This is a genomic window from Streptomyces sp. NBC_01314, from assembly GCF_041435215.1.
In the GTDB taxonomy this organism is placed as follows: Bacteria; Actinomycetota; Actinomycetes; order Streptomycetales; family Streptomycetaceae; genus Streptomyces.
On the sequence record NZ_CP108394.1, the window covers coordinates 5,163,787 to 5,177,471 of the forward strand.

Annotated in this window: 12 protein-coding genes; 2 read left to right on the top strand and 10 right to left on the bottom strand. The window is 71.9% G+C overall.

The genetic code is table 11. The features are described from left to right. Window positions 1–47: 47 nt before the first annotated feature. From OG622_RS22580 to OG622_RS22615, 8 genes are all read right to left on the bottom strand, one after another. Window positions 48–461, bottom strand: coding sequence for a DUF3151 domain-containing protein (locus OG622_RS22580; RefSeq protein ID WP_371578442.1), 414 nt, complete (start codon window positions 459–461; stop codon window positions 48–50). A gap of 131 nt (window positions 462–592) precedes the next feature. Then, window positions 593–2,065 carry an MFS transporter gene (locus OG622_RS22585; RefSeq protein WP_371578443.1) on the bottom strand — a complete coding sequence of 491 codons (1,473 nt, stop codon included), beginning with the start codon at window positions 2,063–2,065 and terminating at the stop codon, window positions 593–595. A gap of 349 nt (window positions 2,066–2,414) precedes the next feature. Beyond that, complete coding sequence (gene fbaA / locus OG622_RS22590) at window positions 2,415–3,437, bottom strand: class II fructose-bisphosphate aldolase (RefSeq protein WP_371578444.1); 1,023 nt, start codon at window positions 3,435–3,437, stop codon at window positions 2,415–2,417. A 260-nt stretch (window positions 3,438–3,697) separates the two neighbouring features. Then, a complete protein-coding gene (gene pyrE, locus OG622_RS22595) occupies window positions 3,698–4,252 on the bottom strand; it encodes an orotate phosphoribosyltransferase (RefSeq protein WP_371578445.1) in 555 nt (184 codons plus the stop codon). Between the two features lie 33 nt (window positions 4,253–4,285). Then, the gene (locus tag OG622_RS22600) at window positions 4,286–5,077 is read right to left on the bottom strand and encodes an aldose 1-epimerase (protein ID WP_371578446.1); all 792 of its coding nucleotides are present in this window, start codon (window positions 5,075–5,077) and stop codon (window positions 4,286–4,288) included. A gap of 340 nt (window positions 5,078–5,417) precedes the next feature. After that, window positions 5,418–6,272: an SRPBCC family protein gene (locus OG622_RS22605; RefSeq protein WP_371578447.1), complete on the bottom strand. Its 855-nt coding sequence runs from the start codon at window positions 6,270–6,272 to the stop codon at window positions 5,418–5,420. Window positions 6,273–6,478: 206 nt separating this feature from the next. Continuing rightward, window positions 6,479–8,110 carry a polyamine aminopropyltransferase gene (locus OG622_RS22610; protein WP_371578448.1) on the bottom strand — a complete coding sequence of 544 codons (1,632 nt, stop codon included), beginning with the start codon at window positions 8,108–8,110 and terminating at the stop codon, window positions 6,479–6,481. 660 nt (window positions 8,111–8,770) lie between these two features. After that, a complete protein-coding gene (locus OG622_RS22615; protein WP_371578449.1) occupies window positions 8,771–9,292 on the bottom strand; it encodes a DUF2617 family protein in 522 nt (173 codons plus the stop codon). 488 nt (window positions 9,293–9,780) lie between these two features. Between OG622_RS22615 and OG622_RS22620 the strand changes: the two genes are divergently transcribed. After that, window positions 9,781–10,209, top strand: a complete 429-nt coding sequence (locus OG622_RS22620) for a hypothetical protein (protein ID WP_371578450.1) — start codon at window positions 9,781–9,783, stop codon at window positions 10,207–10,209. A 358-nt stretch (window positions 10,210–10,567) separates the two neighbouring features. Here OG622_RS22620 and OG622_RS22625 read toward each other — a convergent pair whose 3' ends face one another. After that, window positions 10,568–10,885: a hypothetical protein gene (locus OG622_RS22625; RefSeq protein WP_371578451.1), complete on the bottom strand. Its 318-nt coding sequence runs from the start codon at window positions 10,883–10,885 to the stop codon at window positions 10,568–10,570. A gap of 741 nt (window positions 10,886–11,626) precedes the next feature. On the opposite strand from OG622_RS22625, the gene OG622_RS22630 reads away from it, so the two are divergent. Then, on the top strand, window positions 11,627–12,856 hold the full coding sequence (locus OG622_RS22630) for a pyridoxal phosphate-dependent aminotransferase (protein ID WP_371578452.1): 1,230 nt from the start codon (window positions 11,627–11,629) through the stop codon (window positions 12,854–12,856). Between the two features lie 90 nt (window positions 12,857–12,946). Here OG622_RS22630 and OG622_RS22635 read toward each other — a convergent pair whose 3' ends face one another. Next, the gene (locus OG622_RS22635; protein ID WP_371578453.1) at window positions 12,947–13,495 is read right to left on the bottom strand and encodes a YbjN domain-containing protein; all 549 of its coding nucleotides are present in this window, start codon (window positions 13,493–13,495) and stop codon (window positions 12,947–12,949) included. Window positions 13,496–13,685: the final 190 nt, after the last annotated feature.

The following is a 13,685-nucleotide window of genomic DNA, read 5'->3' on the forward strand; positions in this document are numbered from 1 at the left end:
AAGGTCCGCCTGGTCACACCAGGCGGACCTGCACGAACGTCCCTCGGTCAGCTCAGTGTCTGCGCCGCCGTCGGGGAGGAATCCTTCAGGAACTGCGAGCAGCGCTCGTACTCCTCCTGCTCGCCGATGTCTCCGGCGGCGCGGGCGAGAGCGTGCAGGGCGCGCAGGAAGCCCCGGTTCGGCTCGTGCTCCCAGGGGACGGGGCCGTGGCCCTTCCAGCCGTTGCGGCGCAGGGAGTCCAGGCCGCGGTGGTAGCCCGTACGGGCGTAGGCGTACGACTCCACGAGGCTGCCGCGCTCGTAGGCGTCGTCGGCGAGCTGGGCCCAGGCGAGGGAGGAGGTGGGGTACTTGGCGGCGACGTCGGCCGGGGGTGTGCCGTTCGCGAGGAGTTCGCGGGGTTCCGGGTAGTCGGGGAGGTGCGTCGGGGGTGGGCCGCCGAGGAGGTTCTCGTGAATCGTCATGGGTTCCAGTCTGGCCCATGTGGAGGGTGGGGCTCGTCGGGCGGGGGTGGCGCGGGTCGCTCGCGCGGTTGCCCGCGCCCCTGAAAAGCAGGCCCGCGCCCCTGGCTTTCCCCCGGGGGCCCGTCAGCCCGTTACTTCTCCGCCGTCTCTCCCGTCTGCGTGCCCTCCAGCGGTGGAGCCGTCACACAGCCGTGGGTGCGGCATTCGGGGTGGCGGCAGTCGGGGGCGGGGCGGCGGACCGTGGTGTAGGCCAGGGCCGAGGCGACGAGGAGGACGAGGGCGCAGGCGACCATGGCGGTGTCGAACGCGCTGTCGAACTGCGTGGGTGAGCGGTACGCCTCCGGCCCCATGCCCGCGATCAGGGGCAGTGCGGCCACTGCCAGGAGGCCCGCCGCTCGGGCGGCGGCGTTGTTGATGCCGCTGGCGAGGCCGGCGTGGTCGGTGGAGACCGAGGCGAGGACGGTGGCGGTCAGCGGGGCCACGAGGGCGACCATGCCGAGGCCCATGACCAGGAGGGCGGGGAGGACGTCCGTGGCGTACACGGCGTCGGGGCCCACGCGGAGCATCAGCAGGACGCCCGCCGCGCACAGCAGGGGGCCGACGGTGAGGGGGATGCGGGGGCCGATGCGTTCGCCGAGGGCGCCCGCGCGGGCGGACAGGAGCAGCATCAGGGCGGTGATGGGGAGGAGGGCCGTGCCGGCGCCGAGGGCCGAGTAGCCGGAGACCACCTGGAGCTGGAGCGCGGCGAGGAAGAAGAAGCCGCTGAAGGCCGCGTACACGAACAGGGTGACGATGTTGACCGCCGTGAACTGGCGGGACGCGAAGATGTCCGGCGGCATCATGGGGTCGGGGCGGTGGCGTTCGACCTGGACGAACGCCACCGCCGCCGCCACGCCGGCGACTGCGGTGACCACGACCGCGAGGGTGCCCGCTCGGGCCTCGATCAGCGCGTACGTGATGAAGGCGAGGGACGCGGCGCCGAGCACGGCACCCAGGATGTCGAAGCCCCGGTCGTGGCTGCGGCCGTCCGCGGATTCCGGTACGTGGCGGAGGGCGATCGGAACGCAGAAGAGGGCCAGGGGGACGTTCAGGAGGAAGACCCAGCGCCAGCCGGGTCCGTCGACCAGCCAGCCGCCCAGGAACGGGCCGACGGCCGCGCCCATGCCGCCGAAGCCGGACCACAGGCCGACCGCCTTCGCGCGGTCGTCGGGGTGGAACGACGCCTGGATGAGGGCCAGGGAACCGGGGGTGAGGAGGGCACCACCGACGCCCTGGAGGGCTCGGGCGGCGATCAGTACGCCGCCGTTCGGGGCGATGCCGCAGAGGAGCGAGGCCGCGGCGAACCACACCACGCCCACGACGAACACCTTGCGGCGGCCGAAGCGGTCGCCCAACGCGCCGCCCAGGAGGATCAGGCCGGCCAGGGTGAGCGTGTACGCGTTGACGATCCACTGGAGGCTCGCGAGGTCGGCGTCCAGGTCCAGGCCGATGCGTGGAAGAGCGACGTTGACGACCGTCGAGTCCAGCAGGGCCATGCTGGAGCCGAGCACGGTGGTCAACAGGATCCACTTGCCCTGGGTGGAGGCCATGCGTACGTCGGCCATGGTCGGAATCATCCCGCGACGGGGGCGATCGGGCCAGATGTGCGGGTGGGCCGGTTGCGCGGTACGCGCCCGTAGCGGTGGGGGCGGGTGGTGAGGGTGCCGGCCGGGCGGGCGGTGGGCGTCCGCCGCCGGGCGGGGTCGCGAGCCCGGCGGCGGACGGGATGCCGCTGCGCCCGCCCTCCCCCGCTCTCGGCTTCGCCCGAGCGGAGGTACCCTCGGCGCCGCCATCGCCACCATCTCCGCGACTGCCCGCAGCGACACGACTGCCCGCAGCTGAGTGATGCCGGCTGCGGGCAGTCGCGGTGGTGTGGCCGGGCCCGGATCGGGCGGCGGGGCCGTTCCCGGTCGGTTACTTGATCTTCGTGCCCGCCGAGCGCAGGTTGCCGCAGGCCTCGACGACGCGGGCCGCCATCGACGCCTCCGCGAGCTTGCCCCAGGTGCGGGGGTCGTAGGTCTTCTTGTCGCCGACCTCGCCGTCGACCTTCAGGACGCCGTCGTAGTTCTGGAACATGTGGGCCGCGACCGGACGCGTGAAGGCGTACTGGGTGTCGGTGTCGATGTTCATCTTGACGACGCCGTTCTCCAGGGCCGTGCGGATCTCCTCCTCGGTGGAGCCGGAGCCGCCGTGGAAGACGAAGTCGAACGGGGACTCCTTGCCGAAGCGGGCGGCGACGCCCTCGTTCAGCTGCTTCAGGAGGTCGGGGCGCAGGACGACGTTGCCCGGCTTGTAGACACCGTGGACGTTGCCGAAGGACGCGGCCAGCAGGTAGCGGCCCTTCTCGCCCAGGCCCAGCGCCTCGGCCGTACGGATCGCGTCGTCGACCGTCGTGTAGAGGGAGTCGTTGATCTCGTGGGAGACACCGTCCTCCTCGCCGCCGGTCGGGGTGATCTCGACCTCAAGGATGATCTTCGCGGCGGCGGCGCGGGCGAGGAGCTCCTGCGCGATGGAGAGGTTGTCGGCGAGGGTCTCCGCCGAACCGTCCCACATGTGCGACTGGAAGAGGGGGGTCGCGCCGCGCGCGACCCGCTCCTCCGACACCGCGATCAGCGGACGTACGTAGCCGTCCAGCTTGTCCTTCGGGCAGTGGTCCGTGTGCAGCGCGACCGTGACGGGGTACTTCTCGGCCACGATGTGCGCGAACTCGGCCAGGGCGACGGAACCCGTCACCATTTCCTTGCTGTACTGACCGCCCAGGAACTCGGCGCCGCCGGTCGAGATCTGGACGATGCCGTCGCTCTCCGCCTCCGCGAAGCCGCGCAGCGCGGCGTGCAGCGTCTGGGTCGAGGTCACGTTGATGGCCGGGTAGGCGAACTTGCCTGCCTTCGCCCGGTCGAGCATCTCGTTGTAGACCTCGGGGGTTGCGATGGGCATGGTCCGCTCCTTGTATGTGCGGGTGGCGTTGTGCTTACGAGCCCTGACCTAGGGTTGCGACGTCATCGTCGGCCCCATCCTTCCAGACGGGACCCGATGCTCCGGCCAGGGCGTCCAGAACTGCCCGGTAACCCCTGACCTTGGTGTTCTCAGGTGTTCCTACAGTCCGACGGACTGCCCCAGCAGCCCGACGGACGGTTCCCACAGCCCGGTGGACGGTTCACGCAGCCCGACGGACTGTCCCCGCAGCCCGGTGGACATCAGTCGATGCCCAGTTCGTCCTTCGAGAACGCGAAGAGGTACGGGACTCCGGCGCCCTGCTCGATCTTCTCGGCGGCGCCGGTCGCCCGGTCGACGATGGTGGCGACGGCGACGACCTCGGCCCCGGCCTCGCGCACGGCCTCGACGGCGGCCAGCGGGGAGCCGCCCGTGGTGGAGGTGTCCTCGACGACGAGTACGCGTCGGCCGCTGATCTCCGGCCCTTCGACCCGCCGCTGCAGTCCGTGCGCCTTGGCCGCCTTGCGGACGACGAACGCGTCCAGCCTGCGGCCCCGCGCGGCGGCCGCGTGCAGCATCGCGCCGGCCACGGGGTCGGCGCCCATCGTGAGACCGCCGACCGCGTCGAAGTCGAGGTCGGCCGTCAGGTCGAGCAGTACCTGCCCGACCAGCGGGGCGGCCTCGCCGTCGAGGGTGACGCGGCGCAGGTCGACGTAGTAGTCCGCCTCCAGACCCGACGACAGGGTCACCTTGCCGTGCACCACGGCCTTGTCCTTGATCTGCTGCAGCAAAGATCCACGTACGTCCACGTCAGTCATGGCAGCCAGCTTAAGGGGGCCCTTAATGTCCGCTTACAGGTGCCGCCAGGTCCAGGTCGTCGTGGCTTCCAGGGGGTCGATGGGGGTGACCAGGCGGGGGTGGGTGTTGAGGCCGTCGGGCGGGCCGGTCTGGGGTTCGACGCACACGGCCTCCGCCTGTTCGTCGTAGATCACGACCCATTCCTCGCGGGAGGCGACCTTCAGTTCCAGCCGTTCCGGCCAGGTGAGGGTGACGTCGACGCCGTCGGGCATGCCGAAGCAGTCGTCCCAGGGGCCGGGCCCGGGGTCGAGGCGCTTGCCGGTGGGGAGGTGGTCCGCGCCGCGCTCCTCCTGCCACGTGGGCGTGAAGTCGATCCGTACGTCCTCGCCGCCGGACAGGTTCCGGTTGAACCAGGGGTGCCAGCCGATCTGAGCCGGGAAGGAGGAGTCGTGCGCCTCCACGGACATGGTGAGGGTCAGGGCGTCCGGGGTGAGGGTGACCACCTGGGTGACGCGGCCGGGGTAGGGCCAGGGCTCCACGAGGTCGTAGGTGAGGACGGCCTCGGTACCGCCGTGGCTCGCGACGCGCCAGGCTCCCTCGCGGGTCGTGCCGTGGATGGCGTGGGGCGGGGCGTTGAGGGGCATCTGCTGCACGCTGCCGCCGTCGCGGAACCGTCCGTCCCGAATCCGTCCGCACCACGGCACCATCGGGAAGCAGCCGAACCGCTCGCCCTGCCGCAGCAGTTCGACCCCACCGACCCGCAGGCCCGCCACCCGGCCACCGTTCCCCGGCGCCAGCGCCACCTCCGCGTCACCCGCGGCCAACCTGATCTCTTCGCTACTCACCCCTCGACCCTACTGGCCCACCCCACCGAGGAGTTGCCGGACCACGCTTCCCGCGACGGGGCGGCCGACGGAGGCCGGTTTCGGCGCGGACGGGCGGGGCGCCGGAGCGGGACGGGCGGGGCGCCGGAACGGAGCGGGTGGGCGTGCGGCCCGCGCGGCGGATACGTCTGCGGCGAGTCGCCGCCCCGCGCGACGAGTCGCCCGACGGAGGGCCGCGTCGACGGAATCGGGCCGGGAGCAGCCTCCGGGGGCAGGGGCCAAGGGCCGGGACCACGGTGCGGCCGTGTGGCGGGCCGGTTCGCCCGTGCGGCGGGGCGGCCGACGCCCACGGGCCGTGCCGTCAGCGGCGTTTGCGGAGGGCGCGGCTCACGATGATGGCGGAGGCGACGGCGAGGGCCGCCGCGGGTGCCGCCCAGCGGAGGGTGTCGCTCGCGGAGACGGGCTCGGGGGCCGGGACCGGGGCGTACCGGCCGCGCGGCGGTGCGTGGTCGACCTCCTCCGCGCTACGGCCGATCATCGTCCGGCGTGCGTGCGCGGCCTCCGCCGGCGGCTCACCCCCGGCGACGAAGTCCCCCTCGGCGAAGGGGTCCAGCGCCGACGGCGGTACCTCGGCCTCGAAGACGGAGGCGGGCGGCTCGTCCTCGACGGGGGCCGAGGGCTTGTCCTCCTCCCCGCCTCGCTCGTCGGCGGCTTCAGCGGATTCAGCGGTCCCGGATTCAGGGGCCTCGGATCCGGCCGTGGGCTTCGGCTCGGGCTTCGGCTCGGGCTCGGGCTCGGCCGCCGTCGCCAGGTTCTCCGCGAACCTCGCCAGCAGTCGCGTCACCGCCGAGGACACCGAGTCGGCCGGGAGTTCGGTGATGCGGCCGTCGGCGGTGGCTGTGCCGGTGCAGATGAGGGTGGTGCCCTCGGTGGCCGGGGTGAGGCGGAGTGTGAGGGTGAGCTTCACGGCGCCGGTGCCTCGGGCCTCGGTTGCGTCGCCCTCCACGGCATAGGAGCCGTCGTCCTGGGCGGTCACGCGGAGGGTGCCGCGGTAGGTGATGGTGTGGCCGGCGACGCGTACCTTCACGCGGCCGGCGACGGGCGGGGTACCCGCGTCCTGCTGGAGCCCGGGGACCGCTCGGGCCACCCGCTCGGGGTCGGACAGCGCCTCCCGGAGGCGGCCGACGGGAACCGGAACGAACACCTCATGCTCCATGGAAACCGAGCCTACCCAGGTGGCACCGCACCGCACCCATACATACGCGTTATTGCTCGTATTCCGCCCCACGCGATCCCCGGCGACCCACCCGATCCCACGGGCCTCACGGGCCTCACGGGTGCCATGCCGCATGCGCTCCATCCGATCCCATGGGCCACACGGGAGGCCCCCGCTCCCATACGCCCCACGCGACCCCGCACGGCTCAGCCCGTGTACCTCGGGTGCACCAGGGTCGACGGCGGTAGGCCCCGCACCCGGTCGGCGGCGTCGAGTGGTGTGGCCCCGGTGCCGAGGTCCGGTGGTGGGCGTCGGCCGGGGCCTGGCCGCGTCGCCAGGACGAAACCCCAGTCGTGGGGGGCTTGGGAGGTGTGGGCCGCGCGGTCGGGGCCGGTGACGAAGCCGGGGGCGGCGGTGACCCGGTAGGGCATGGTGCGCAGACCGGTGGCGCGGACGGTCGCGTCGACCGTCCAGAACACCTGCCGCCGGGACGACACCGGGCCCGCGTGCACCACCATGCGACCGTCGGGGGCCAGCACCTGACGGGCCAGGCCGTAGAACTCCTGCGAATAGAGCTTGGTGCTCGCCGTGATGCCGGGGTCGGGAAGGTCCGAGATCACGACGTCGTACGTGTCCGTCGGGCGAACGCCGCGCAGCCAGGCGAAGGGGTCCTCCGTGAAGACGCGGACGCGGTCGTCGGCGTAGGCGTGGCCGTTGAGGGAGGAGAGGGCGGGGTCCGTGCGGGCCAGACGCACCACGCCCGGGTCGATATCGACGATGTCCACCTCGCGTACGGCGTCGTGGCGGAGCACTTCGCGGGCGGCGAGGCCGTCACCGCCGCCGAGGACGAGGACGCGGGCATGGGGTCCGGCGTTCATGGCGGGCTGGACGAGGGCCCGGTGGTAGCGGTGTTCGTCGCGGCCGCTGATGCGCAGGCGGCCGTCGAGGAAGAGGGAGAGCGGGCGGCCGTCCCTGTCACCGGTGAGGACGACCTCCTGGACACCGGTCCGCAGCGCGACCCGCACGTCCTGGCCGTACACCGCGCGCCGGGCGGCGCGTTCGAAGTCGTCGACGTGTACGGCGGCGGTGGCGAGGAGGCCGAGGACGGCGAGGTTGGTGACCAGCAGCAGCCGGCGGGCGCGGCGGGTCAGGTCGTGGCGGAACAGGCCCAGGACGAGGGCGCCGCCGACGAGGGCGTTGACCGTGCCGGTGAGCAGGGCGCCGGTCAACTGGCCGAGCCAGGGCAGCAGGAGGAAGGGGAAGGCGAGGCCACCGACCAGCGCGCCCACGTAGTCGGCCGCGAACAGGTCGGCGACCGCGCCGACCGCGTCCTGGCGGCGGATGCGCTGGATCAGCTCCATCAGCAGCGGGACCTCGGCGCCGATGAGCAGGCCGATGGCCAGGGAAAAGGCGACGAGGAGGTAGCGGGAGCCGCTCGCCCACATGCCGCCCCAGTCGCCGGTCCAGGCGAACGCCGCGTACAGCGCGAGGGCGCTGCAGCCGCCGACGAGGGCGAGGGCGGCCTCGATGGCGCCGAAGCCGAGGGCCGCGCGGGGGCGGAGGCGTTTGGCGGCGAGGGAGCCGATGCCCATGGCGAAGACCATGACCGAGAGGACCACGGAGGCCTGGGTGACGGAGTCGCCGATCAAGTACGAGGCGAGGGCGACGAGTTCCAGTTCGTACACCAGTCCGCAGGCAGCGCAGACGAAGACGCCGGCGAGGACGAGGAAGCGGCCGATTCCCGGGCGGACCGGTAACCACGCCTGGGCGCCCGGGCCTCCGTGGCCGCGCCAGGGGGGAGGGGCGCCGGGGGGTGCGGGGGCGTGCGGCTCGATCACTCCTGGCACGCTACCGTCACGGTTGCGCTCCGCTGGGTCACCCACACGGGTGGTCTGCGACGCTTTGTCGGGTGCCTGATCGCTCGGGGGTTCGAGTGCGTTGGCGGGTGCGGGTGAGTGGGGCTTCTCGCGCAGTTCCCCGCGCCCCTGAAAAGCAGGGGCTGCGCCCCATGCTTTTCGGCCCGCACCGACCATCGTCCCCCGGGCCGGACCGTCATCTTCCAAGGCCACAGCCTGTCACCTTTGAGGCCCGGGGGGCCGGGTCTTTCAGGCCTGCGGGGCCGTCCTCTTTCAGGGACGCGGAGCCTTGGTCTTCAGAGGCGCAGGGCCATCGTCTTGGGGACGCGGAGCCTTGGTCTTCGGGGGCGCAGGGCCTGAGTCTTTCAGGCCCGCAGGGCCGTCCTCGCTCAGAGGGCGGGGCCTTGGTCTTCAGGGGCGCGGGGCCGTCGTCTTTGGGGCGCAGGGCCTGGGTCTGCAGGCCTGCAGGGCCCGTCGTCTTCGGGGCCCGCAGGGCCGTCGTCTTTTCAGGGGCGCGGGGAACTGCGCGAGAAGCCCCACCGGACCCGCACCCGACCACCCACCCCAGCCGACCCACCCTCGCCCGCCTTACCCCTCGCCCCGCCCGCGAGAGCGCCTCACCCACCCGAGCACCCCGCCCACTCACAGCGTCACCGACACCCTGACCCCCACCCTCGTTCTCGTGGCCACCAGTTGCCCGTCCTGCGGATACGCGTGCCACGTACGCCAGTGCACCTGCCCCTCGTGTCTCTGCGCGAGCATCGCCGTGAAGGCGTGGGGGCTGCCGGGGAAGACACCGGCCAGGCCATGGGGGTGGTCGGAGACGAGGGCCAGGAGTTCCTGGGCGCGGCCGGCGAAGGAACCCGGTGACAGGACCTCGACGCGGGCGGCGAATTCGTACTCCCAGTCGCCCACACGTTTGGCCACACCGAGCGGGAGGGGCGTGCTGGAGCCCGGGATGCAGGCGACCGTCTCCGAACAGTGGCTTCCCTGCTCCTCCTCCAAAAGTATCTGGTGGGATGCGCCCAGCAGCCGCAACTGCAGCTTCGCGCCGGTGAGTTCGAGGTCGAGCGTGGCGAGCGCGGGCAGCGGCTCGCGCCCCAGGGCCCAGGCGAGGTCTGCCGCGCGCGTGTCGGTGTAGGAGGTGTTCAGGGTCGTGAGCATGGATCGGCTCCGCAGCGACGCAAAGAGAAGAGGAGTGGGTCCGGCGCACCCCGGCCGGCACCGGGAATCGTGGCCCGGTCAGCCAGGTCGGGTGAGGACGACGTCCCAGTCGGTCCGGTCAGCCGTGTCAGGCCTGCCGGGAGGGACGTCCGGGGGCTGCGTTGGCGATTTATAGGGAATCATGAACTGTGGCGCCACCACAGCGTTTTTACCCAACTTGACGTACTTTCCACCCCCCCGAGGGCTGCCCAGCTCAACTGTTCAACCAGGCGTACGCCCCATCGGTCAACACGCTCCCCACACGCCCACCGACCCGGGCGCGCGAACCCCGGGATGCGCCCACCGGACAACCGGGCCCACCCGGCGTACTCAGGCGCGAATCGGGATTCACCCCCGTGCGCCGCCCCGGCCACGAAGTCGCCATGGAACAGGCATGGAACAGGTAGAGAGCAGACACGGATCGGGTACGGAGCGGGTACGGAGCCGGCATGGGGCAGGCATTGGGGGCAAGCAAGGGGCAGGGCATTGGGCAGGCATGGGCGGGTATGACCACCGAGGCGTCTGCCCCGTCCGAGCGGCACTACACACGTGAGCGCCCGCCGGGAAGTTCGTCCCGGCGGGCGCTCACGTCGTGGAGCTCGGCTGCCCCGTGTCAGCTGCCTCCACCGCATCCGCCCCCGCCGCCGCAGGAGGACCCGCCGCCGCAGGACGAGCCGCTGCTGCTGCCGCACGACGACGAGCTGCTACTGCTGCACGACGAGCCACTGCCCCCGGACGACGAACCACGGTCGTCGTCCGACGAGGAGTGGGACGAACCGCTGTCGCCGACCCCCGCGGCGCCCAGCACCCACCAGCTGTTGTCGCTGCTGCTCGAGTTGCTGTCGCTGCGGCTGCCACTGCGGTGGGCGCTGCGATGAGCGCTGCCGCCGCCGCGTCCGCCCGACGAGCGGCGACGCGCGGCCGCTCGGGCCGCCCTCGCCCTGCGGTTGCTGACGACACCGATCACCGTCGTGAGACCGACCACCGCCACCAGGATGATGCCGATCACCGCAATCGCGTTCATGGCGTCACCCTCCCCTCTTTCTCCTGAGTCCCCCGAAGCGACCCCCCGTGGGTGCCTCGCTCACTTGCGTGTCGGGGAGATGCCCCCGCTGCCGACCGCTCAAAGCCGAGTTGAGCAAGTCCAGAGCTTGTTCGTACGCATCAACACGGAGCTTGTTCCTACGCATCGACGCAGAGCTTGTTCGTGCGACTGCACAACGTGTTCGTGCGCGGTCAGCTGCTGCCGCCACCGCAGGAGGAGGACGAGCCTCCCCCACAGGATGAGCCTCCCCCACAGGACGAGCCGCCGCCGCACGACGACGAGCCGCCGTGGCCGTGACTGTCGCCGTCGCCGCCGCTGTCGGGCCACGGCGACCGTGCGGCGCCGGCCCACCAGCTGTCGTCCCGTCGGCGCGGGCGGCGCGGCCCCGAACCGGGCGCGTCACCGATACCGCCTCGCGTGGTCAGCACGACGATGGGGACCAACAGCGACGCGATCACCACGAGGGCGACGAACAGCAGGACGCCGAGCATGAGGAGTGTCTCGATCACCGGTCAGCTCCCGCCACCGCAGCCACCGCCACCACCGCAGGAGGACCCGCCCCCACAGGACGAGCTGCCCGCGCACGACGATCCACCGGACGACGATCCACCGGACGACCCGCCGTTCGCCCACCAGCTGCGGCGCCGCCCTCCGCACCTGGCGCGCCTGCCGGCTCGGACGACGACCGCCAAGCCGATGAGGACCACCACTCCGATGGCGACGAGTACCAGGATGAGGTCGTTCTCCACGATGGCTCACCCTCCCCTCTTCATTTGCCTTGCCCCCCGAAGCGACCCCCCGTGGGTGCCTCGCTCACTTGCGTGTCGCGGAGATGCCCCCGCCGCGGACCACTCAAAGCCGAATTGAGCAAGTCCAGAGCTTTGTCGGCTATGTGGCGGTCAGCTTCCGCCGCCGCAGCCCCCGCCGCCACCACCGCCTCCGCCACAGGAGGAGCCGCCGCCACAGGACGAGCTGCCGCCACAGGACGAGCCTCCGCCGCTCTGGTGGGAGGACCCGCTGTCCGCCCACCAGCTGTGCGAGCGCCGACGGCCCCGCCGCGAGCCGCGTCCGGCGCTGGAGACAATGCTGATCAGGACGACCGCGCCCATGAAGAAAAAGAAGAAGACCTCCATCTCGGCACCTGCCTTTCGTTCCCCTGCAGACCCCCCGTGGGCCGTGCGTGACGTGGGGATGCCCTCGCGTCTCACCGGCCAAAGCCAAGTTGAGGAACTCCAGAGGTTCGGCGCAGGATGACGGCCATGACCTCCAGCTCAAGCCCCGCCCGCCCCCCTCGTCCTCCGCTCAACCGGCGGCTCGCCGAGTTCGGGACGACGATCTTCGCCGAGATGTCGGCGCTCGCCCTGCAGACCGGGTCGATCAACCTGGGCCAGGGTTTCCCGGACACCGACGGCCCCGAGGAGATCCGCGAGGCCGCCGTACGGGCGCTGCGCGACGGCCGGGGCAACCAGTACCCGCCGGGGCCGGGCGTCCCCGAGCTGCGCACCGCGATCGCCGACCACCAGCGGCGGCGATACGGGCTGGCCTTCGACCCGGACACGGAGGTGCTGGTCACGGCGGGCGCCACGGAGGCCATCGCGGCCGCGCTGCTGGGGCTGCTGGAGCCGGGCGACGAGGTGGTCGCCCTGGAGCCGTACTACGACTCGTACGCGGCCTGCATCGCGATGGCGGGCGGGACGCGCGTACCGGTGACGCTACGGCCGTCAGAGGGGTCCCGCGACGGAGTCGCGGATCGACGCTTCCGGCTGGACCTCGACGAGCTGCGGAACGCCGTCACCGACCGGACGCGACTGCTGCTGATCAATACGCCGCACAACCCGACCGGCACCGTCCTCACCCGTGAGGAGCTGACCGCGATCGCCGAGCTGGCCGTCGAGCGGGATCTGCTGGTCGTGACGGACGAGGTGTACGAGCACCTGGTCTTCGACGAGGCCGAGCACCTGCCACTCGCCACCTTCCCGGGGATGCGGGAGCGGACCGTCACCATCGGGTCCGCGGGCAAGACCTTCTCCTTCACGGGGTGGAAGGTGGGCTGGGTGACGGCCGCGCCCGCGCTCGTCACGGCCGTGCGCTCGGCGAAGCAGTACCTGACGTACGTGGCGTCCGGGCCGTTCCAGTACGCCGTCGCCGAGGCGCTCGCGCTGCCGGACAGCTACTTCGAGGCGTTCCGCGCGGACATGCTGGCCAAGCGGGACCTTCTGGCGACGGGGCTCTCGGACGCCGGTTTCGAGGTGTTCCGGACGGCGGGCACGTACTTCGTCACCACCGACATCCGCCCCCTCGGCGAGAGCGACGGCTTCGCCTTCTGCCGTGCGCTGCCGGAGCGGGCGGGCGTGGTGGCCATCCCGAACGCCGTGTTCTACGACCACCGCGAGGCCGGCGCGCCCTTCGTACGGTTCGCCTTCTGCAAGCGCACGGAGGTGTTGGAGGAGGCTGCGAAGCGGCTGAAGTCGGCATTCTGACGGCGGGAGCCCGGCCGGGGCACACCGCCACCGCGGTGGCGGGCGCCCTGGCCGGGCTCTCGTACGTCTGCGCGGGGCGTGCGCCGCCGACTACGCGTCGTCGTCGCCGTCGTCGCCGTCCTTGGGCTTGTCGTCGGCCTCGTCGACGTCCTCGGCCAGGCCGAGCTGCTCTACGAGCCACTTGTCGAACTCGATGGCGGCACGCACCCAGCTGACCGTCGACGAGACGAAGTGCTCCAGGCTGACGCCGGAGCCGATCAGCAGCTGGGCCTCGCCGATGAGGCGGACCGTGCCGTCGTCGTGGGTGTGGCTGTAGACCTTGGGCCACAGGGTGCGGCGGTTCCAGTCGTCGATGGTCTCCAGCAGTGCCGGCTTCGCGTCGATCTGGTGCGGGCGGTCGAAGAACGTGCGCACCGAGAAGACCTGCTGGTCACCCTCGCCACGGAACATGAAGTACGTACGGAATTCCTCCCACGGCGCCGCGAGGTCACCCTCGTCGTCGACGACGTACTTCAGCTCCATCTGGTCCAGGAGCTGCTTCACGAGGTCCTGATCCGGAACGACGGGGCCCGCCGGGCCTTGGGGCTGCGGCTCGGGCTGGCCCCCGAAGTTCGGAATCGAGGACGGGTCGATTGACATACGTTTCATACTCCTGCAGTCGTCTGGCTCGTCCGGCCGTCGCAGAGCGGAGACCAGACGTACAGATCCCACCCTCTCTCTCTTGGCCCTTGCCCGGCAACTGCCACCGCCGACAGGATTGCCCCGCGCGTCGGATCCGCGACGGGAGTGCCGGAATCCCGGCCCCGTTCCCCTGGCCTGCCGAAGCTCC

Bases quoted from the DNA above. Each gene is read 5' to 3' on its own strand.
- OG622_RS22605 (WP_371578447.1), bottom strand. From the start codon at position 6,272: ATGGAGCATGAGGTGTTCGTTCCGGTTCCCGTCGGCCGCCTCCGGGAG.
- OG622_RS22585 (WP_371578443.1), bottom strand. From the start codon at position 2,065: ATGGCCGACGTACGCATGGCCTCCACCCAGGGCAAGTGGATCCTGTTG.
- pyrE (WP_371578445.1), bottom strand. From the start codon at position 4,252: ATGACTGACGTGGACGTACGTGGATCTTTGCTGCAGCAGATCAAGGAC.
- OG622_RS22580 (WP_371578442.1), bottom strand. From the start codon at position 461: ATGACGATTCACGAGAACCTCCTCGGCGGCCCACCCCCGACGCACCTC.
- OG622_RS22615 (WP_371578449.1), bottom strand. From the start codon at position 9,292: ATGCTCACGACCCTGAACACCTCCTACACCGACACGCGCGCGGCAGAC.
- OG622_RS22635 (WP_371578453.1), bottom strand. From the start codon at position 13,495: ATGTCAATCGACCCGTCCTCGATTCCGAACTTCGGGGGCCAGCCCGAG.
- OG622_RS22620 (WP_371578450.1), top strand. From the start codon at position 9,781: ATGGGGCAGGCATTGGGGGCAAGCAAGGGGCAGGGCATTGGGCAGGCA.
- fbaA (WP_371578444.1), bottom strand. From the start codon at position 3,437: ATGCCCATCGCAACCCCCGAGGTCTACAACGAGATGCTCGACCGGGCG.
- OG622_RS22630 (WP_371578452.1), top strand. From the start codon at position 11,627: ATGACGGCCATGACCTCCAGCTCAAGCCCCGCCCGCCCCCCTCGTCCT.